Consider the following 18983-nt stretch of genomic DNA (forward strand, 5'->3'; position numbering starts at 1 on the left):
TACGCTGGCCCGATGCTGAGACGGGGCCTCATCCGCACGCTGGCGCTGGTGTCGCTGATGACCGCCGCCTCGGCCTGCTCGTCGGCCCCGGACAGTGATGCTCCCACCCGGTTCACGATCCGCCCCGACGACTACCACGTCCCCTACGCCGGTACGGCGGCCGACGGCCGCCGCTTCTTCCTCAGCGAGGAGCTCGGCACGCCCGAGGACCCGGACACCTGGTACGTCGGCCTGTTCCTCTGGCACCCCGACGGCTCCTTCGACGAGGTCGTCGCCGAGCGCGTGGCAACCGCCCCCGCCTCGGACCGCCTCCGCGAGACCTACCTGGCCTCGCTCGGCGACTACGTCCTCGAGCCCGTCGAGGTCACGCCGTTCACGACCGAGATCGACGGCATCACGTTCGGCTGGGCCGTCTCCGAGTACCAGGGCATCTGGTCGATCAACATCGAGCCGGGCGACTTCATCGCCTACAACGAGCCCTGGGACGGCGTCGACTACGACACCTAGGCCGCCGGGTCACTCCTTGGCGGCGAGCTGCCCGCAGGCCCCGTCGATCTCCTGGCCCCGCGTGTCGCGCACCGTGGTCGCGACACCCTTGGCCTCGAGCCGGCGCACGAACTCCCGCTCGTCGGCCGGGTCGGACGCCGTCCACTTCGAGCCCGGGGTCGGGTTGAGCGGGATCAGGTTGACGTGCACCCAGCCGTGCGCGCGCTCGTTGAGCAGGTCGGCGAGGAGGTCGGCACGCCAGGCGTGGTCGTTGATGCCGCGCATCATGGCGTACTCGATCGAGACGCGGCGGCCGGTCTTCGTGAAGTACTCGTACGCCGCGTCGAGCGTCTCGGCCACGGAGAAGCGGGTGTTGATCGGGACGAGCTCGTTGCGCAGCTCGTCGTCCGGCGCGTGCAGCGAGAGGGCGAGCGTGACGGGGATGCCCTCGTCGGCGAGCTGCTTGATCCGCGGGACGAGACCGACGGTCGAGACGGTGATGCCGCGGGCGGACATGCCGTAGCCGTCGGGGGCCGGCTCGGTGAGGCGGCGGACGGCGCCGATCACGGCCTTGTAGTTGGCCATCGGCTCGCCCATGCCCATGAAGACGACGTTGTTGACCCGCCCGGTGCCGCCGGGGATCTCGTCGCGGTCGAGGGCGCGGGCGCCGGCGAGGACCTGCTCGACGATCTCGGCGGTCGACATGTTGCGCTGCAGGCCGCCCTGGCCGGTCGCACAGAAGGGGCAGGCCATGCCGCAGCCGGCCTGGCTCGACACGCACATCGTCGTCCGGCCGGGGTAGCGCATGAGGACGGACTCGACGAGCGCGCCGTCGAACAGCTTCCACAGCGTCTTGCGGGTGGTGCCCTTGTCGGCCTCGAGCTGGCGCAGCGGCGTCATCAGCTCCGGCAGCAGTACGTCGACCAGCTCGGCGCGCTGGGCGGCCGGCAGGTCCGTCATCTGCTCCGGGTCGTCGGCCAGCCGCGAGAAGTAGTGGGTCGCGACCTGCTTGGCCCGGAAGCCCGGGAGACCCATCTCGACGAGCAGGTCCTTGCGCTCGGAGGGGGTCAGGTCGGCCAGGTGCCGGGGAGGCTTCTTGCGTCCTCGCGGTTCGGCGAGGACGAGAGGAAGCGGCTTCGGCTCGGACATCGGGATCGATTCTCCCACCGCGCCGGGCGCTGACCCAATCGCGCGGGTCAGGTGTCCTTCTTGTAGAGGTACAGGCCCACGGCGGCGCCCACCCCCACCACCACGACGACGGTCGACAGCATGCCGATCAGCATGTACTTGCCGAAGCGCCGGGTGTGCTGCGGCACCAGCAGGCCGATCGGGACGACGAGCAGCACGAGGACGAACGGGAACAGCTCCTCGACCCGCTTGTAGCCCGCGATCGACTTGATGATCGCGGCGTACAGGCCCGGGACCACGATGATCGACACCATGCCGGTGAAGAATCCCGCGAGCGGGAAGAACACCGGATGTCCCCGGTGGAACCAGTCGGGGCGCCGCGACCGCTCGTCGCTCGCCTCGCTGTCGCCGACCGGCGCCTCGTCTGCGTCATTCATGTCCGGGCGATCGTAGCGGCCTCGCCACAATGTCGGGTGACGCGACCCACACGAAGGTTTTTCCGGCATCGTGTCGATCCGCACCGTTCCCCGTTCGACCGAAGGGTGAAAGGGTCGCAGCGGGCGGCCCGGCACACCGAGGAGAGCACCGTGAAGTACATGCTGATCATGCGCGCGAACGACGACGCCCAGGCGGCCTGGGAGGCCAGCGAGGTGCCGTTCGAGGAGGTCATGGAGGCGATGGGCCGGTTCAACGACGAGATGGTCCAGGCCGGCGTCCTCCTCGCCGCGGAGGGGCTCGACCCCGACCCGGCCACGGGCGTCGTCGTCGACTACTCGAGCCAGCCGCCGGTCGTCACCGACGGCCCCTACGGCGAGACCAAGGAGCTCTTCGGCGGCTACTGGATCGTCGACGTCGCCTCGCTCGAGGAGGCCGCCGCGTGGGCCGCGCGGGCACCGCTGTCGGGGCCCGGGATGAAGGCCGAGATCCGCCGGATCACCACGATCGACGAGTTTCCCCAGGACAACGAGTGGATCCGCAAGGAGCGGGCCTGGCGCGAGGCCACCGGCCAGCTGTGAGCGCCGCCGCCGTGGAGGGCCGGCGCGCCGTCGAGGCCGTCTGGCGGATCGAGTCCGCCCGGATCGTCGGCGCGCTGGCCCGCTACGTCGGCGACTTCCCGCTCGCCGAGGACCTCGCCCAGGAGGCGTTCGCCGAGGCGCTCGTGGCGTGGCCGCGCGACGGCGTCCCCGAGCGCCCGGCGGGCTGGCTGCTGACCGTGGGACGACGACGCGCGGTCGACGGCTTCCGGCGGCGCGCGGCCCGCGACGACCGGTACGCCGTCCTGGCCCGCGATCTCGCGAGCGCGACCGAGGCCGGCGACGACGGCGACCTCGACCTGCTCGCCGACCCCGACCAGATCGACGACGACCTGCTCGCGCTGGCGTTCATCTCCTGCCACCCGATGCTCTCCCCCGAGGCGCAGGTCGCCCTGACGCTGCGCACGATCGGAGGGCTGACGAGCGACGAGATCGCCCGGGCGTTCCTGGTGCCGACCGCGACCGTGCAGGCCCGGATCACCCGGGCGAAGAAGACGCTGGGCGCGGCGCGCGTGCCGTTCGTCGTCCCGCCTCCCGAGGAGCGGCGTGCGCGGCTGCGGGCGGTGCTGAGCGTCGTCTACGTGATCTTCACCGAGGGCTCCTCGGCGACCTCGGGCACCGCGCAGATCCGGGTCGACCTGGCTCACGAGGCGCTGCGCCTGGCCCGGATCCTGGCCCGGCTGAGCCCGGACGAGCCCGAGGTGCACGGCCTGCTGGCGCTTCTCGAGCTGACCGCCGCCCGGTTCCCGGCCCGGACCGCGCCGGACGGGCGTCCGGTGCTCCTCGAGGACCAGGACCGCCGCCGCTGGGACCGGACGGCGATCCGCCGCGGCCGGGCCGCCCTCGACCGCGCCGAGCGGGTCGGCCGCGGGCTCGGCGCCTACGGCCTGCAGGCCGCCATCGCCGCCTGCCACGCCGAGGCCCCCTCCGTCACGGCGACCGACTGGGACCGCATCGTGCTGCTCTACGAGGCGCTCGGCCGGATCGCGCCCTCCCCCGTCGTCGCGCTCAACCGTGCGGTCGCCGTGTCGATGGCGACCGGGCCCGCCCCCGCGCTCCTCCTGGTCGACGCACTGGCCGCCGACGGCGCCTTCCCCGGCTCGCACCTGCTGCCCAGCGTGCGGGGCGAGCTGCTGCGCCGGCTGGGCCGCACCACCGAGGCGCGCGCCGAGCTGGAGCTCGCGATCGGGCTGTGCGGCAACGAGGCGGAGCGCGCGGTACTGGCAGCGAAGCTGGCCGACCTGTGAGAGTAGGCAGGTGACCGAGCAGAACGCGCCGCACCCGGCGCTGACCTACAGCAGCTACCTCGCCCTCGACGACGTCCTCGCGGCGCAGCACCCCCGCTCCGACGAGCACGACGAGCTCCTCTTCATCGTGATCCACCAGGTCTACGAGCTCTGGTTCAAGCAGATGCTGCACGAGCTGACCGGGCTCCAGGTGCGGCTCGAGGCGGGCGACACCCCGCGGGCACTCCAGACGCTCGGCCGGGTCCGCGCGATCCTCAAGGTCGCCGTCGCCCAGGTCGACGTCCTCGAGACGATGACGCCGCGCCAGTTCACCAGCTTCCGCGGCCGCCTCGATGCCTCCAGCGGCTTCCAGTCCGAGCAGTTCCGCGAGCTGGAGGCCACCCTCGGGCGCCGCGACCGCCGGGTCTTCGAGCACTACCCCGAGGGCAGCGCCGGCCGTGAGCGGATCGCCGCCGCGATGTCCCGCCCCTCCGTGTTCGACTCGTTCCTGCGCTACCTCGCCACCCAGGGGTACGACGTCCCGCGGGTCGCGCTCGACCGCGACCTCACCGTCCCCTGGGAGCCCTCGGCCGAGGTCCAGCGCCTGCTCCTGGCGGCGTACGCCGACGAGAGCGGCGCGTCCCAGGTCGCCGAGCGCCTCGTCGACCTCGACGAGGGCCTGCAGGAGTGGCGCTACCGCCACGTGAAGATGGTCGAGCGCACCATCGGCGCCAAGCCCGGCACGGGTGGGTCGTCCGGCGCGACCTACCTCTGGAGCACCGTCACGCACTCCCTCTTCCCCGACCTGTGGGCCATCCGGAGCGAGATGTGACGCTGGCGGTCCACTACCGGCGCTTCCGGGTCGCCGAGCGGCTGCTGCTCACCGGGCACTCCCACCAGGCCTGGCCGGACGTCGCCCGCGAGGGCGTCCTCGAGGCCTGGGACGACGCCGCGCGCGAGGCCGGCGCCAAGTGGGCCCGCGCCGAGGCCAAGGCCGAGCGGCTGCGCGACGGCGTCCGGGGGCTGCTCGACGACCCGGACGGCACGGTCGCCCTCGGGGCGAGCACCCACGACCTGCTCGTCCGGTTCCTCTCCGCGCTCGACCTGCGCACCCGGCCACGGATCGTCACCACCGACGCGGAGTTCCACTCCGCGCGCCACCTGCTCGACAACCTCGCCACGGCCGGGCTCGACGTGCTGCACGTGCCCGCCCACCCCGTCGCCACGCTCGCCGAGCGCCTCGCGGGCGCCGTCGACGACCGCACCGCGGCGGTGGTCGTCTCGTCGGTCCGCTACGAGACCAGCGAGGTCGTCCCCCACCTCGACGCCGTCGCCGCCGCCTGCGCGCGCGTCGGGGCCGAGCTGCTCGTCGACGCCTACCACCAGCTCGGCGTCGTCCCCCTGGCCCTCGGCGAGGCCGGGCTCGCCGAGGCATGGGTCGTCGGCGGTGGCTACAAGTACCTCCAGCTCGGCGAGGGCTGCTGCTTCCTCCGCATCCCGCCCCATGCCGCGACGCTGCGGCCCGTGCTCTCCGGCTGGTACGCCGACGAGCGCGACCCGTGGGCCGGCGCGACGTACGACCCGACGAGCCACTACCGCGCGGCGCGCGTCCTCGACTTCTTCGCCGAGCAGGGACTCACTCCCCCGCGGCTGCGCGCGATCTCGCTGCACCAGCGCGGGCTCCTCGCCGCGGCCTTCGACGACCTCGACCTGCCGCCCGGCCTCGTCACCCGCGACCGGGAGACGCCGGCCGAGGGGTTCGGCGGCTTCCTCGCACTGCGCTCACCGCACGCGGCGACTCTGCAGGGCGCGCTGGCCGAGCGCGGCGTCACGACGGACTGCCGCGGGACGTACCTGCGGCTCGGCCCGGCGCCCTACCTGGGCGACGACCAGCTCAGCGCCGCGATCGCGGTCCTCGGCGAGGTGGCGCGGGCTCAGAACACCGCGTAGTGCAGCAGCAGCCAGATCGGGGCGATGGTCGCGAGCAGCGAGTCGAGCCGGTCCATCAGGCCGCCGTGGCCGGGGATCACCTGGCTCATGTCCTTGATGCCGAGGTCGCGCTTCATGACGGACTCGCACAGGTCGCCCAGCGTCGCCATGACGACGGCGATCACGCCCAGGGCGATGCCGATCCACCAGTCGGCCTCGAAGAGCCACACGACCAGGCCGATGCCCGCGCCGACCGTGGCGATCGCCGAGCCGGCGAAGCCCTCCCACGACTTCTTCGGGGAGATGACGGGCGCCATGGGGTGCTTGCCGAAGAGCACGCCGGCGACGTAGCCGCCGATGTCGGAGGCGATCGTGACCAGGATGAAGGTGATGATGCCCTTGACGCCGGGGTTGTCGAGGCCGCCGCCGGAGCGACCGCCCTCGGCGAGCATCAGCGCCACGAACGAGCCGAGGAAGGGCACGTAGACGAGCGCGAAGACCGAGGCGGTGGCGTTCTTGACGTAGCCGTCGACGCCGCGGCGCAGCAGCCAGAGCATGATCACCAGCGCGCTGACCGCGGTGGCGGTGACCAGGGCCGGCGCCCCCCACAGGTAGGCGACGACCACCATGACCACGCCGCCCAGCATCAGCGGCTGCTCGGGGATGTCGATGTCCTTGGCGAGGAGGCCCTTGCGGAGCTCCCACATCGCGACCACCACGGCGATCGCGACGATCACCATGAACGCCGGCTTCCAGAACAGCAGGGAGGCGGCGATCGCGGCGAGCAGGACGACGGCCGAGCCGACGGCTGCCTTGAGGTCCCGGCCGGCCCGGCCGTGGTCCTTCGTCGGGGCAGCGTCGGACGGCGTCGGTGTCGTCATCTAAGGAAGTCGGAAGGTGCGCGAGGTCAGACCTCGAGCAGCTCCGCCTCCTTGTTCTTGAGCATCTCGTCGATGGCCTCGGTGTGCTTCTTGGTCAGCCCGTCGAGCCGCTTCTCGGCGCCGGTGACGTCGTCCTTGCCGACCTCGCCGTCCTTCTCGAGCTTCTCCAGGCCCTGCTTGGCCTTCTGGCGGACCTGGCGCACGGCGACCTTGCCGCCCTCGGCCTTCTCCTTGGCGAGCTTGATGAACTCCTTGCGGCGCTCCTCGGTCAGCTCCGGGAAGACGCAGCGCAGCTGCTTGCCGTCGCTGGACGGGTTGACGCCCAGGTCGGAGTCGCGGATCGCCTTCTCGACGTTGTTGATCGCGCCCACGTCGTAGGGGGCGACGATGATGATGCGCGCCTCGGGGGCCGTGAACGACGCGAGCTGCTGCAGCGGCGTCGGCGTGCCGTAGTAGTCGACGAGGATCTTGCTGAACATGCTCGGGTGCGCACGGCCGGCGCGGATCGCCGCGAACTCCTCACGGGTCGCGTCGACCGACTTGCCCATCTTCTGGTCGGCCTCGTTGAGGGTCTCGTTGATCACCGGTTCTCCTTCGTTCGCTGCTGCTCAGCCTGCGCTGACCCGCGTACCGATCTTCTCACCCTGCACGACGCGCAGGATGTTGCCCTCGGGCTCCATGCCGAAGACGATCATCGGCAGCTTGTTCTCGCCGCACAGCGCGAACGCCGTCTGGTCCATGATCCGCAGACCCTCGGCGATCGCCTGGTCGTAGGTCAGCTCGTCGTACTTCGTCGCGGTCGGGTCGACGTTGGGGTCGGCGCTGTAGACGCCGTCGACGCCGTTCTTGGCGACCAGGACGACGTCGCACTTGCTCTCCAGCGCACGCTGGACCGCGACGGTGTCGGTGGAGAAGTAGGGCATGCCCATGCCGGCGCCGAAGATCACGACGCGGCCCTTCTCCATGTGCCGGATGGCGCGGCGCGGGATGTACGGCTCGGCGACCTGGCCCATCGTGATGGCGGTCTGCACGCGCGTCTCGACGCCCTGCTTCTCGAGGAAGTCCTGGAGCGCCAGGCAGTTCATGACGATGCCGAGCATGCCCATGTAGTCGGCACGGACCCGGTCCATGCCGCGCTGCTGGAGCTCGGCGCCGCGGAAGAAGTTGCCGCCGCCGGTGACGACGGCGATCTGCACGCCCGCGTCGACGACCGCCTTGATCTCGTGCGCCACCGCCTGCACCACGTCGGGGTCGACCCCGACCTTGCCGCCGCCGAACACCTCACCGGAGAGCTTCAGGAGGACTCGCTTGTAGCCGGGCACCGGGGTCCTTCCAGTCGTCGTTAGGGGCGGACCCGAGGTTACCGTGTCCGTGGTCCCCGCCGTGAGGCGCGGGCGCCCGCGCCGGGCGCGCCCCGCTCAGCGGACCCGCTGGACCCGCTGCCGGAACTTCCCGCCGTTGTCGCCGTCGATCCCCGAGGCCCGGGTGCGGCCGATGTGGTCGACCTTGTCCTCGCCGCCCTGGACCGGCTGCGCGGCGATGATGGTGTCGCGCTCGAAGGCGTGGGACTTGTCGTTGTTGCGGTAGTAGCGGTAGAAGGCCCAGTACGTCGCCGCGCCGCCCGCCGGACCGGCCGCGAGCAGCCAGATCGGGGAGTCGTCGCCGCTCGAGGACTGCAGGATGAGGTCGATGATCATGCCGTCGCCACCAGGATCGCGCCGGCGATGCCCTCGAGGAAGGTGCCGACAGTGAACGCCGCCAGGAGCAGCTTGGGCTGGGAGACCGGGATGCTGCCCATGGTCTCGCCGGTGCGGGCGTTGACCGCGATGTAGTGGAGCAAGCCGTTGCTCTCCTGTCGGTACGAGTACAGCCAGACCGGGAGGTACATCGACACCCAGCGCGAGCCGCCGACGTCGATCTTCTCCTGCTCCCACCGCACGCCACGGTCGAAGCGGCCGAGCGAGCCTGCCACCTGGGAGCGGCCGATGGAGAGCAGCTGCTCCTCGAAGACCGGCCGGACCGCCTCGACGTTGACGTCGCGCTTCTCGCTGGTGAAGCCGACGAGGTAGCTCGCGTTCCACCTCACCGCGTTCTTCGTGTCGAACGGCAGGATCGTGTTGATGATGTTGTTGGTGTTCGCCGGGCCGAACGACGCCCGCTCGGCGGAGCCCTCGATCGTCAGGTCGTCGACGGTGAAGCTCACCTGGCGCTGGAGCTGGTAGACGTCGGCCGCGTAGTAGGTGACGTTGTTGTCGCCCTGCTTCTCGGTCCAGCGTCGGGTCTGCACCTCGCCCTTGCCCCAGTACTGCGACTCGGCGCGCGCGTCGATGATGAGGTACGGCAGGTAGACCCCCAGCACGTTCTCCGGGACGAACTCCTTCTTGAACCGCTTGTGCGCGAACAGCCGCCGCTTCGACGCGAACGCGCGGATCTTCTCGACCGCCTCGTCCTTGGTCAGCCGGAACGGCAGCACCGCGTCGGGCACCGCGCCGTTGGGGATCTGCTGGTTGACGTTGAGCGTGTGCCGGCACCAGTGGCAGCGCGCGTTGAGCGCGTGGGCGGTGTCGACCACGACCTCGGCCCCGCACGCCTCGCACTTGAACGTGAGCATGTCGGCGGCATCGGCCTGGATGTCGCCGGCACCGCTCGCGATGACCGTGCCCTCGAGCTGGTCGATGCCCTCGCCGAGGCCGAACTCCTCCTCGACCCGCGCCTCCTGCCACTCGTTGCGGCAGAAGAGGCAGACGAGCATGCCCGTCGAGCCGCGCAGCTGGACGTCGGTCGAGCCGCACTTGGGGCAGCGGTTCAGCCCGTCCTTGAGCGACTCGTTGACGGTCTCGATGGTCGGGCCCGGCTCGGGCTCGGCCTTGGCCGCCGCCAGCTCCTCCTCGAGGGACAGCGGCGGCCCGTCGAAGGGTGGCTGCTTCGGCTCAGCGGACTCCTGCGACATGTCAGAGACCGAGCGCCTTCGCCTTTGCCGCGTCGTAGTCGGCCTGCGTGATGAGTCCGGCGTCGAGCATCTCCTTGGCGCGCTTGAGCACCGCCATCGGGTCCTCGGCGGCGGGAGCAGCCGGGGCCGCGGGGGCCTCGGCGGCGGGCGCGGCGGGGGCCGGCGCGGCGGGTGCCGCCTGCTGAGGGACGGGCTGCTGGAGGCCACCCAGACCCATGCCGCCGGTCGCCATCCCCATGCCGATCAGGCCGCCGGGCCCGGCGTTCTCGCCGGCCGACTCGATGCCGGCCGCGACCGACGCCTGGAGGTTGGAGTTGCCGCGCGAGCCGGACAGGGCGTCGGCACGCTGGACGTTCTTGAGCAGCTCGCGGGTGTTGGCGTCGTACTCGATGGAGATGATCGCAGTCTTGACGATCTCGAGGCCGCGGTCGGTGCGCCACTGGTAGTTCTGCTCGACGGCGGCCGAGAGCGACTGCGCGAACCCGATCGAGTCCTGCTGCAGGCGCGCGATCCGGTTCCCCTTGGCGGGGTCGTTGGTGTACATCGAGAACGCCGGCGCGAGCGAGCCGACGACCTCGTTGAAGAGCTGCTCACCGGCCGGGTTGTCGATGTCGGTGAAGTCGAAGTTCGCGCGCCCGCCGATCACCTCGGCCGGCACGAAGTTGCGGATGAAGGTCAGCGGGTCGGTGATCTTCAGCGTGTAGGTGCCGCGCGTGATCGCGCCGACCTGGGTGTTGAGGAAGGCGTCGTCCCAGTAGATCTCGGACTGGGTGCCGAACTTGTTGTTCGGCAGCTCCTTGAGCGTCACGAACACCGCGGTCTGCTGCGCCGACGGGCGGCCGCCGAACTTGAAGCGCTCCCAGCTCTGCTTGATGATCGAGTCGACCAGTCCACCGCCGGAGAACACCGACTGCGAGGCCGGGTCGTCGGAGTTCCAGATGTACGCGCCCGGCTCGGCGGCGAAACCGGTGAAGGCGCCGTCCTCGAGCAGGACCAGTCCGTAGCCCTCGGGCACGATGATCTTCGAGCCGTTGGTGATGACACCCTCGGACCCGCGGGTGTTGCTGCCGCGTCCGGCGTTCTGGCCCTTCGCCACGGCGGGGAAGACCGCCACGGTCGAGGTCACGCCGTCCGGGACGCCGTAGAAGTCGAGCCACTGGTCACCGAGCGTGCCGCCGATCGCGCCGATCGCAGCCTGAATGAGTCCCACTTGACGATCTCCTTCACGTGACACGAGAGTGCGCCCGCAGCGGTGCGCGGCGCAGGTCGACACCTGTCCGTTGGCCGGACCCGTCAAACCTACAACCTGAGCCGTCGGCCGGTAGCCGGAACGGCGACCAAGTCCCGGTCCCCGCCGGCACGCTCCGGAGACGCGGAACGGCCGGTGGTCACCCTGGGGTGACCACCGGCCGTCCGGTGTGCTCAGTGAGCGATCAGGCGCCGACCTCGAAGCGGGCGAACCGCTTCACGGTGGTGTTGGCGGCGTCGAGGACGGCCTTGACCGTCTTCTTGCTCTCCGACACCGACTCCTGCTCGAGCAGGACGAGCTCCTTGAAGAAGCCGCCGAGGCGACCCTCGACGATCTTCGCGACGGCAGCCTCCGGCTTGCCCTCCTCGATCGTCTTCTTCGTCAGGACGTCCTTCTCCGCCGCGACGATGTCCGCGGGGACCTCGTCACGCGTGAGGTACTGCGCCTTGAGCGCCGCCACCTGCATGGCGGCGCCGCGGGCCGCGGCCTCGTCGCCGTCGAACTCGACGATGACACCGACAGCCGGCGGGAGGTCGGCCGCACGCTTGTGCAGGTAGACCGCCACGGGGCCGTCGAAGTAGGCCACGTTGCCGAGCTCGATCTTCTCGCCGATCGTGATCGCGAGCTTCTCGACGACCGCACCGACGGTGCTGTCACCCAGCGGCAGCGCCTTGGCGGACTCGGTGTCGCCGGCCTTGCCCGCGTCGATCGCCTCGACGATCTGCTGGGCGGCCTTGATGAACTCCTCGTTCTTCGCGACGAAGTCCGTCTCCGACTTGAGCTCGATCAGCGCGCCACCGTGGTTGGCGACCAGGCCGGCCGAGGTCTCGCGCTCGGCGCCCCGGGCCGCAGCCTTGGCCGCACCCTTCACGCGGAGCAGCTCGACCGCCTTGTCGAAGTCGCCGTCCGTCTCGTCGAGCGCCTTCTTGCAGTCCATCATCCCGGCGCCGGTCAGCTCGCGGAGCTTCTTGACGTCAGCAGCAGTGAATGCCATGGATCCCTTCTTCGGGTCTGAGGGTCAGGAGGTACGGGGTCTGCTCAGGCCTCGGCCGGCGCGTCGGCCGGAGCCTCGGCAGCAGCCTCGGCGGGAGCCTCGGTCGCCTCGGCGGCGGGCGCCTCGGTGGTCTCGTCCGCGGCGGGGGCCTCGGCCGGAGCCTCGGTCGCCTCGGCGGCGGGCGCCTCGGTGGCGTCGGCGGCCGGAGCGGCGGCGTCACCCTCGAGGAGCTCGCGCTCCCACTGGGCCAGCGGCTCCTCGGCCGGCGTGTTGGCCGAACCGGCGCCCGAGCGAGCCATGAGGCCGTCGGCCGCGGCGTCCGCGATGACGCGGGTCAGCAGACCCACCGCGCGGATCGCGTCGTCGTTGCCCGGGATCGGGAAGTCGACGTCGTCCGGGTCGCAGTTGGAGTCCAGGATCGCGATGATCGGGATGCGCAGCTTGCGCGCCTCCTCCACCGCCAGGTGCTCCTTGTTCGTGTCGACGATCCACACCGCCGAGGGGACCCGGGACATCTCGCGGATGCCGCCCAGGGTCTTCTCGAGCTTGGCGTGCTCCCGCTTCATCTGCAGGAGCTCCTTCTTGGTGCGGTTCGAGCCGGCCACGTCGTCGAAGTCGACGTCGTCGAGCTCCTTGAGGCGGTTGATCCGCTGGTTCATGGTCGAGAAGTTGGTGAGCATGCCGCCCAGCCACCGCTGGTTCACGTAGGGCATGCCGACGCGGGTCGCCTGCTCGGCGATCGACTCCTGCGCCTGCTTCTTCGTGCCGATGAACATGATCGTCCCGCCCTTGGCCACCGTCTCCTTGACGAAGGCGTAGCTGCGGTCGATGTAGGCCAGCGACTGCTGCAGGTCGATGATGTAAATGCCGTTGCGGTCCGTGAGGATGAATCGCTTCATCTTCGGGTTCCAACGACGGGTCTGGTGTCCGAAGTGGACGCCGCTCTCGAGGAGCTGGCGCATGGTCACGACAGCCATGATGAATCTCCTGTTGTTTTCAGTTTGGTCCTGTCGTCTGCACGCGATCCGACCGTTCGGTTCGGCCTGAGCCGGGCCGAACGGACTGAGGATCGACGCCCACGGGCGATCGGGACCGGAGCGGCCCCGTCGTGGTCTGCGGACGAGCGAATTCCGGCCCAGGGCGGACCGGTACGTCCAGCGTACGGCGTGGAGTGCCGTGGGAGCCAATTGTGGGTCGTCGCCGGGGTCGGGTCGGGGTTGGTCGGGGCGGGGCGGGGCGCGCTGGGTCGGGCCGGGTCGGCTTCTCGCGACGACGCCCGTTGCTGCGGGTCCTGCTGGGTGTTGCTCGCTGCTGGGTGCTGCCCGGCGCCTCAGGCGCCTCTCTGGTCACCGTTCCGACCCGCTGTCCTCCACAGGCGGCACTCCCACCCGCCTTCTCCACAGCTCCCCACGGCCCGGCTCCCCGATCCCACCTCTCCCACCCACCCTCTTCCCATGCCCACCCGAACCCGCCTCGGCCTCGGTGCCCGTTCACCTCACCACGCCCCTGACCCCGACCTCATCGACGCTCCCGACGCCTCGCGCCGTCGCGGGGGTGCCTGGCGGCGCGGGGACGTGTGGCGGTGCGGGGCCGTGTGGCGGTGCGGGGCCGTGTGGCGGCGCGGGGTCGTGTGGCGGCGGCTCTCCGCGCGTTGGGATGACCGCCCCGCGGCGGCCGGTCTCCTGCTCCTGGTGCCGGCGCTCGCCCTGGCGCTGCTCCTGGCGCTCGCCGTGGCGCTCGCCCTGCCGGCGCTGGCCCTGGCCGCTGCCGCGCCGGGCAGCGTTCACGCCGTTCCTCCGCCGCGCCCGACTCCCCTGCTCTCGCGTTCCCCGCTCTCGCCTCCCCCGCATTCAGCTCCACCGCGCTCGACTACCGCGCTCCCGGCGGGCACGGCCGCGCCCGGATCGGTGGACCCGGTCGGCACCTGGCCGCTCACCCCGGTCCCCGCGGTGGTCCGCCGGTTCGATCCGCCCGACCTGCCCTACGGCGCCGGCCATCGCGGCGTGGACCTCGCCGGCCGCCCGGGCCAAGAGGTCCGGTCCGCCCTCCCCGGGCAGGTCACCTTCGCCGGGCGGATCGCCGGCCGCGGCGTGGTCGTGGTCGACCACGGGCCGACCCGGACCACCTACGAGCCGGTCGCCGCCTCCGTCTCCGTCGGCACCGCGGTCGCCGCCGGAGCTGTGGTCGGCCGGCTCGAGCTCGCCGGCTCCCACTGCCAGCCCCACGCATGCCTGCACTGGGGCTGGATCGCCGGCCGGACCTACCTCGACCCGCTCCGGCTCGTCGACGCCGCCGGACCGGTGCGCCTACTCCCGCTCACCGGTGAGTTGCCGGCTGAGGTGGGCTCGGGCAGCACCGGACGTCGTACGGGTGGGGTGGGGGCGGCGGTGAGCCGAGGCGTCGGGTCCCTCGCCCGACTCGGCGCCGACGCGATCAGGGCACGTGCGCCCTGAGGGACTCGCGTCGCGCCCCGGCGCGACCCCACGCGCCCTCCCCCGTGCGACGTCCCGCGCCCAGTGCGACGCACAGCGCCGCTGCCACGACCGGCGCAGCGCTCCCCGCGGCCCGGCGAGCGTGCCGCACCGGAGGTCAGGCCCGCGGGTGGGCCTGCTGGTAGGCGCGGCGCAGCCGATCGGTGGTGACGTGGGTGTAGCGCTGGGTCGTGGCCAGTGAGGCGTGGCCGAGCAGCTCCTGGACCGAGCGGAGGTCGGCTCCGCCTTCCAGCAGGTGCGTCGCAGCGGTGTGGCGGAGACCGTGCGGGCCGAGGTCCGGCGCCCCTGGGACGTCGGCCAGGCGGCGGTGGACGAGCGTGCGGACGGCACGCTGGTCGATCCGCCCACCCCGGGCCCCGAGGAAGAGTGCCGGGCCGGAGCCGGGGCGAGCCAGCTGGGGGCGACCGACGGCGAGCCAGCGATCGAGGGCAGCCGCGGCCGGGTGACCGAAGGGCACGGTCCGCTCCTTGCGGCCCTTGCCGAAGACCCGGACGACGTTGCGGTCGCGGTCGAGGTCGTCCACGTCGAGGCCGCACAGCTCCCCCACGCGGACCCCGGTGGCGTACAGCAGCTCGAGCATCGCGACGTCGCGTACACCCACCGGGCTGCCGTCGTCGGCGAGGTCGGTCGCAGCGGCGATGAGCTCAGATGCCTCGTCCACGCGCAGGACGTCGGGCAGCGTCCGGTGCGGCCTCGGTGAGCCGAGCGACGAGCCGACGTCCGTGGGCGTCCGGCCGCTGCGCGCGAGCCAGCCGGTGAAGACCCGTGCTGCCGTGGCCCGGCGGGCGAGTGTGGTGCGGGACAGGCCGAGGGTCTGCTGCTTGGCGAGCCAGCTGCGGAGACTGCGGAGGTCCAGCTCGGTCACGTCCGTGAGCCCCAGCCGACCGGCGTGGTCGAGCAGACCGGCGATGTCGCCCAGGTAGGCCTTCACCGAGTGCGGCGCGAGGTCGCGCTCGGAGACGAGGTGCCGCTCGTACTCGCCCAGCACGCGGGCTAACGCCTCGGGCAGTACCTCCTCCGGCTGGCTGGGGTCGGACGCAGCGTCGGCCGCCGGCGTCGGATCGGCCGGGGTCTCCTGCGCTCCGGCGCTCCCACTCGTCCGCTCTGCCGCCACCTGTCGATCGTAGGGCGCGGGCCTCGTTGCGCCCGCCTGACACGCCTCAGCCGCACGCCCGCCCTGCACACATCGGATGCGCCAGCCGCACGCAGGCGGCAACAGCGACGACCGGCGACCGGCGACGCCCCCGTCGCCTCACCTCCCCAGCTCCCCGAGCCGCCACCCGGCGGGCAGCCGTTCGACGAAGCCGTCGCGCGACATCCCCTGGAGGAGCTGCTCGACCTCTGCCGGCGGCAGTCCGGCGACAAGGGCGACAGACGTGGTGGGGGCGGGGATGGCGACGGGGACGGCGTCCAGGATCTGGCGCGCTCGGATCGTGAGGCGGTCACGGGGTTGGTCGGGACCACGCCGGAGGGGCGCGAGGTCCTCGCCGGCGGGGCCGAGGAGCTCGAGGACGTCCTCGCCACCCGTCACCAGGACGGCGCCCCCGGCGCGCAGCAGGTGGTGAACGCCCTCGGAGGCCGGACTGGTGAGCAGGCCCGGAGTGCCCATGACGACGCGGTTGAGGCGTTCGGCCCACGCGGCGGTGTGGAGGGCTCCGCTGCGCAGGGCGGCCTCGACCACGACGGTGCCGCGGGCGAAACCGGCGATGAGGCGGTTGCGCGCGAGGAAGCGGATCCGGTGGGGAGAGGCTCCCGGGGGCGCCTCGGACACGACGGCGTGGTGCTCTGCGAGGTGGTTGAGGAGACCACGGTGGGCGACCGGGTAGGCCCGGTCGACGCCGCAGGCGAGGACGGCGACGGTGGCTGCGCCGCTGCTCAGTGCACCGCGGTGGGCGGCGTAGTCGACACCGTAGGCAGCACCCGAGACGACCGGACGTCCCGTGGCACCGACGACGGCGGCGAGGTCGGAGGCGATCTGGTCGCCGTACGACGTCGAGGACCGTGAGCCGACCACGGCGACGCTGGAGGCGAGGCGGTCGAGGCGGAGGGGTCCGCGGACCCACAGGCCGACGGGGACGTCGCCGCGCTGCTGGAGGACGCCGCCGCGGGCGAGGTCGTCGAGGGAGGCGGGCCACTCGTCGTCCCCCGGTACGACGAAACGGATGCCGCGCCGGGCGGACTGCTCGAGCACCCGCTCCGGCTCGACCGCCGCGAGTCGGCCGGCCGCGGCAGCGAACTCGGCACGGAGCTCGGGATGGTCGCGCAGGACGTCGAGGAAGGCGACGCCACCGAGCTCCCGGGTGAGGGCGAGGCACCGCACGTCGCCCGGCTCGACGACCAGGCTGATGGTGGCGCGCGCGAGGCGTTCGGCGTCGACAGGGGGCGTCGCGGCGGTGGGCGGCGCGGGCGGCGGCGCAGACCCGGGCGGCGCGGGCGGCGGCGGAGACGCGGGCGGCGCGGCGACGGGCGACGGAGGCGGCGGCGCGGCAACGGGCGGCGGAGGCGGCGGGGGCGGCGGGACGGACCCGGCGGGATCGAGGGCGGTCACCGGATCAGCTCCACGATCTCGGCGCCGGTGTCGGAGTCCGCGTCAGCGCCCGCACCGGAGCCCGCGTCACCCCGCAACGTGCTGACCTCGAGGGGCATCCCGAAGCGCAGCCGGAGCGCGACCTCGACCTCGGCGCGTCCGGGCGTCACGTCGACGCCGGTGCGGACGGCGAGGAGGTCGGCGACGGTCCAGGCGAGGCGCTGGACGCGGACGGCGCCGCGGGCGCTGAGGCGGCCGGCGTACATTTCGGCGTCGACGAGGCGTTGGGCGGGGGCGGTGACGGGCCAGGTGTCCTTGAGACGGGGGCTCGGGACCTGGGAGTTGAGGCGCCAGGGGTGGCCGTCGTAGCGGAGGAGCTGGCGGTCGCGGGCGGCGGCGACGCGGGCGCGGACGACGGCGGAGGTCTCGGGCGGGCGGAAGGGGTCGTGGCTGGCGGGTGAGGCGGGCTGGAGGTGGCGCAGGACGTCGATGCGGTCGGCGATGGGTCCGGCGGTGCGGGCCTGGTAGGCGCGGCGGACGCGTTCGGCGCAGGCGCAGCGGTTGGTGCGGGCGTTGGGGCGCCAATTGCCGCAGGGACAGGGGTTGCTGGCGAGGACGAGCATGCCGGAGGCGGGGAGGGTGACCGACTCGTCGCGGCGGGCGATGGTGATCTCGCCGCTCTCGAGCGGCTGGCGGAGGGCCTCGATGACGTCGCTGCGGAAGAGCGGGAACTCGTCGAGGAAGAGGACGCCGCAGTGGGCCCGGCTGAGGGCGCCGGGGTGCACGCGGCCGAGTCCGCCGCCGATGATGCTGGCCTTGCTGGCGTCGTGGTGGGGCGCGGCGAAGGGTGGGCGGACGACCATCCCCTGGCCCGGGTCGAGGACGCCGGCCAGGGAGTGGAGGGCGGTGAGCTCGAGGGACTCCTCGGCAGTGAGGTCGGGCAGGAGGGTGGGGATCCGCTCGGCGAGGCTGGTCTTGCCGCAGCCCTTCGGTCCGGACAGGAGGAGGGCGTGACCGCCGGCGGCGGCGACCTCGACGGCGTACTTCTCGTCGGCCATGCCGCGCAGGTCGGCGAGGTCGACCTCCTCGAGCCGCTCGTCGCCGCGCCAGCCGATGAGGTGCGCGCCGGAGAGCGCGGCGACCGGTGGGGCGTCCGGGAGGGGGTCGCCGGCGAGGAGGGCGACGACCTGGGCCAGGGAGCGGGCGCCGATCACCTCGACGTCGGGGACCATGGTCGCCTCGGCCACCTGCGGCTCCGGTACGACGACCCGGCGGATGCCGCGCTCGGCCGCCGCGAGCGTCATCGGGAGCACCCCGATGGCCGGCCGCAGTCCGCCGGCGAGGGTCAGCTCGCCGACGAAGACGGTGCCGTGGAGCGCCTCCTGCGCGACCTGGCCGTCGGCGGCGAGCACGCCGAGGGCCATCGCGAGATCGAACTGGGTGCCGGACTTGGGCAGGTCGGCGGGCGAGAGCAGGATCGTGGAGCGCTTGGTCGCGGGCCAGCTGAGGTGGCTGTTGGTGATCGCCATGCGGACCCGGTCGATGCCCTCGCGCAGGGCGGTGTCGGCCCGGCCGACCACGACCACGTTGGCCTGCCCTGGCGACACATCGGCCTGGACGTCGATGAGGTGCCCCAGGGCCCCGTTGAGCGCGACGCAGCGCGCGGTCGCGAACGGCATCAGCACAGCCCCCGCACGTGGTCGACGACGGCCGGACCGCGGGTCGGACGCAGCACGGCGACCAGGTCGATCCGGATGCCGTCGGGGCGCACGCCCCGTTCGCGCGCCCACCGCTCCCCCAGCCGCTGGAGCCGGGCCAGCTTGGCGTCGGTCACCGCCTCGTGCGGCGTGCCGGCGACGAGCGAGGTGCGGGTCTTGACCTCGCACACCACGAGCACCGGCCCGTCGCGCAGGACCAGGTCGAGCTCGCCCTCGTCGCAGCGCCAGTTGCGCTCGAGCACCACGAGCCCGAGCTCGCCGAGGTGGCGGGCCGCCACCTCTTCGCCATATGCCCCGATCGCCTGTCGGGCCTGTGCTGTCGTCATGGGCCCAGCCTCGGCGGCCGGGGCGGAATCGGCGCGGGGAGAG

20 protein-coding genes are annotated in these 18983 nt (G+C 72.5%); 6 read left to right on the forward strand and 14 right to left on the reverse strand.

The window, feature by feature from the left end:
- Nucleotides 1–12: 12 nt before the first annotated feature.
- Complete coding sequence (locus tag BM223_RS25475) at nt 13–507, forward strand: hypothetical protein (RefSeq protein WP_038680224.1); 495 nt, start codon at nt 13–15, stop codon at nt 505–507.
- 9 nt (nt 508–516) lie between these two features.
- Here the strand turns inward: BM223_RS25475 and rlmN are convergent, their stop codons facing one another.
- Nucleotides 517–1635: a dual-specificity RNA methyltransferase RlmN gene (gene rlmN / locus BM223_RS25480; RefSeq protein WP_038680225.1), complete on the reverse strand. Its 1119-nt coding sequence runs from the start codon at nt 1633–1635 to the stop codon at nt 517–519.
- 47 nt (nt 1636–1682) lie between these two features.
- Nucleotides 1683–2051: a hypothetical protein gene (locus BM223_RS25485; protein ID WP_038680227.1), complete on the reverse strand. Its 369-nt coding sequence runs from the start codon at nt 2049–2051 to the stop codon at nt 1683–1685.
- A gap of 159 nt (nt 2052–2210) precedes the next feature.
- Here BM223_RS25485 and BM223_RS29585 point away from each other — a divergent pair, with 159 nt between their 5' ends.
- The 4 genes from BM223_RS29585 to BM223_RS25505 are packed head-to-tail and all read left to right on the forward strand — an operon-like array spanning nt 2211 to nt 5824.
- On the forward strand, nt 2211–2630 hold the full coding sequence (locus BM223_RS29585) for a YciI family protein (protein ID WP_200887182.1): 420 nt from the start codon (nt 2211–2213) through the stop codon (nt 2628–2630).
- On the forward strand, nt 2627–3895 hold the full coding sequence (locus tag BM223_RS25495) for an RNA polymerase sigma factor (protein WP_038680231.1): 1269 nt from the start codon (nt 2627–2629) through the stop codon (nt 3893–3895). Before BM223_RS29585 ends, BM223_RS25495 begins: the two co-directional genes overlap by 4 nt.
- 10 nt (nt 3896–3905) lie before the next feature.
- Nucleotides 3906–4706 (forward strand): tryptophan 2,3-dioxygenase, encoded by an 801-nt coding sequence (locus BM223_RS25500; protein WP_038680233.1) that lies wholly within the window; start codon nt 3906–3908, stop codon nt 4704–4706.
- Nucleotides 4703–5824, forward strand: coding sequence for an aminotransferase class V-fold PLP-dependent enzyme (locus BM223_RS25505; RefSeq protein WP_200886993.1), 1122 nt, complete (start codon nt 4703–4705; stop codon nt 5822–5824). The genes BM223_RS25500 and BM223_RS25505 overlap by 4 nt, the downstream gene beginning before the upstream one ends.
- Here BM223_RS25505 and BM223_RS25510 read toward each other — a convergent pair.
- The 8 genes from BM223_RS25510 to rpsB form a co-directional block, all read right to left on the reverse strand.
- Nucleotides 5809–6684 (reverse strand): phosphatidate cytidylyltransferase, encoded by an 876-nt coding sequence (locus BM223_RS25510; protein WP_038680238.1) that lies wholly within the window; start codon nt 6682–6684, stop codon nt 5809–5811. The two genes, BM223_RS25505 and BM223_RS25510, sit on opposite strands and share 16 nt — an antisense overlap.
- A 26-nt stretch (nt 6685–6710) precedes the next feature.
- Nucleotides 6711–7265: a ribosome recycling factor gene (frr, locus tag BM223_RS25515; RefSeq protein ID WP_075018772.1), complete on the reverse strand. Its 555-nt coding sequence runs from the start codon at nt 7263–7265 to the stop codon at nt 6711–6713.
- 27 nt (nt 7266–7292) lie between these two features.
- Nucleotides 7293–8006, reverse strand: a complete 714-nt coding sequence (gene pyrH, locus BM223_RS25520) for a UMP kinase (RefSeq protein ID WP_038680241.1) — start codon at nt 8004–8006, stop codon at nt 7293–7295.
- 96 nt (nt 8007–8102) lie between these two features.
- Entirely contained in the window at nt 8103–8381 is a 279-nt protein-coding gene (locus BM223_RS25525; protein WP_052138832.1) for a hypothetical protein, read from the reverse strand.
- Nucleotides 8378–9634, reverse strand: coding sequence for a TFIIB-type zinc ribbon-containing protein (locus BM223_RS25530; RefSeq protein WP_038680242.1), 1257 nt, complete (start codon nt 9632–9634; stop codon nt 8378–8380). Before BM223_RS25530 ends, BM223_RS25525 begins: the two co-directional genes overlap by 4 nt.
- Nucleotide 9635: 1 nt before the next feature.
- Entirely contained in the window at nt 9636–10844 is a 1209-nt protein-coding gene (locus BM223_RS25535) for an SPFH domain-containing protein (RefSeq protein ID WP_038680244.1), read from the reverse strand.
- A 223-nt stretch (nt 10845–11067) separates the two neighbouring features.
- Nucleotides 11068–11877, reverse strand: a complete 810-nt coding sequence (gene tsf / locus BM223_RS25540) for a translation elongation factor Ts (RefSeq protein WP_038680246.1) — start codon at nt 11875–11877, stop codon at nt 11068–11070.
- Nucleotides 11878–11921: 44 nt separating this feature from the next.
- A complete protein-coding gene (gene rpsB / locus BM223_RS25545; protein ID WP_038680249.1) occupies nt 11922–12854 on the reverse strand; it encodes a 30S ribosomal protein S2 in 933 nt (310 codons plus the stop codon).
- Nucleotides 12855–13568: 714 nt separating this feature from the next.
- On the opposite strand from rpsB, the gene BM223_RS25555 reads away from it, so the two are divergent.
- Nucleotides 13569–14330 carry a murein hydrolase activator EnvC family protein gene (locus tag BM223_RS25555; protein ID WP_235318949.1) on the forward strand — a complete coding sequence of 254 codons (762 nt, stop codon included), beginning with the start codon at nt 13569–13571 and terminating at the stop codon, nt 14328–14330.
- Between the two features lie 136 nt (nt 14331–14466).
- On the opposite strand, the gene BM223_RS25560 is transcribed toward BM223_RS25555, so the two are convergent.
- The 4 genes from BM223_RS25560 to BM223_RS25575 all read right to left on the reverse strand — a co-directional run bounded on the left by BM223_RS25560 (nt 14467) and on the right by BM223_RS25575 (nt 18940).
- Nucleotides 14467–15378 (reverse strand): tyrosine recombinase XerC, encoded by a 912-nt coding sequence (locus BM223_RS25560; RefSeq protein ID WP_038684832.1) that lies wholly within the window; start codon nt 15376–15378, stop codon nt 14467–14469.
- Between the two features lie 243 nt (nt 15379–15621).
- Nucleotides 15622–16917, reverse strand: a complete 1296-nt coding sequence (gene dprA, locus BM223_RS25565; protein WP_235318956.1) for a DNA-processing protein DprA — start codon at nt 16915–16917, stop codon at nt 15622–15624.
- Nucleotides 16914–18575 carry a YifB family Mg chelatase-like AAA ATPase gene (locus tag BM223_RS25570; RefSeq protein ID WP_075018774.1) on the reverse strand — a complete coding sequence of 554 codons (1662 nt, stop codon included), beginning with the start codon at nt 18573–18575 and terminating at the stop codon, nt 16914–16916. The genes dprA and BM223_RS25570 overlap by 4 nt, the downstream gene beginning before the upstream one ends.
- Nucleotides 18575–18940: a YraN family protein gene (locus BM223_RS25575; protein ID WP_038680251.1), complete on the reverse strand. Its 366-nt coding sequence runs from the start codon at nt 18938–18940 to the stop codon at nt 18575–18577. Before BM223_RS25575 ends, BM223_RS25570 begins: the two co-directional genes overlap by 1 nt.
- Between the last annotated feature and the right edge of the window lie 43 nt (nt 18941–18983).

The sequence above is a fragment of the Pimelobacter simplex genome (assembly GCF_900114845.1).
GTDB classification, from domain to species: Bacteria; Actinomycetota; Actinomycetes; order Propionibacteriales; family Nocardioidaceae; genus Nocardioides; species Nocardioides simplex.

Bases quoted from the DNA above. Each gene is read 5' to 3' on its own strand.
- BM223_RS25475 (WP_038680224.1), top strand. From the start codon at position 13: ATGCTGAGACGGGGCCTCATCCGCACGCTGGCGCTGGTGTCGCTGATG.
- rlmN (WP_038680225.1), bottom strand. From the start codon at position 1,635: ATGTCCGAGCCGAAGCCGCTTCCTCTCGTCCTCGCCGAACCGCGAGGA.
- BM223_RS25485 (WP_038680227.1), bottom strand. From the start codon at position 2,051: ATGAATGACGCAGACGAGGCGCCGGTCGGCGACAGCGAGGCGAGCGAC.
- BM223_RS29585 (WP_200887182.1), top strand. From the start codon at position 2,211: ATGCTGATCATGCGCGCGAACGACGACGCCCAGGCGGCCTGGGAGGCC.
- BM223_RS25510 (WP_038680238.1), bottom strand. From the start codon at position 6,684: ATGACGACACCGACGCCGTCCGACGCTGCCCCGACGAAGGACCACGGC.
- BM223_RS25525 (WP_052138832.1), bottom strand. From the start codon at position 8,381: ATGATCATCGACCTCATCCTGCAGTCCTCGAGCGGCGACGACTCCCCG.
- BM223_RS25530 (WP_038680242.1), bottom strand. From the start codon at position 9,634: ATGTCGCAGGAGTCCGCTGAGCCGAAGCAGCCACCCTTCGACGGGCCG.
- tsf (WP_038680246.1), bottom strand. From the start codon at position 11,877: ATGGCATTCACTGCTGCTGACGTCAAGAAGCTCCGCGAGCTGACCGGC.
- rpsB (WP_038680249.1), bottom strand. From the start codon at position 12,854: ATGGCTGTCGTGACCATGCGCCAGCTCCTCGAGAGCGGCGTCCACTTC.
- BM223_RS25570 (WP_075018774.1), bottom strand. From the start codon at position 18,575: ATGCCGTTCGCGACCGCGCGCTGCGTCGCGCTCAACGGGGCCCTGGGG.
- BM223_RS25575 (WP_038680251.1), bottom strand. From the start codon at position 18,940: ATGACGACAGCACAGGCCCGACAGGCGATCGGGGCATATGGCGAAGAG.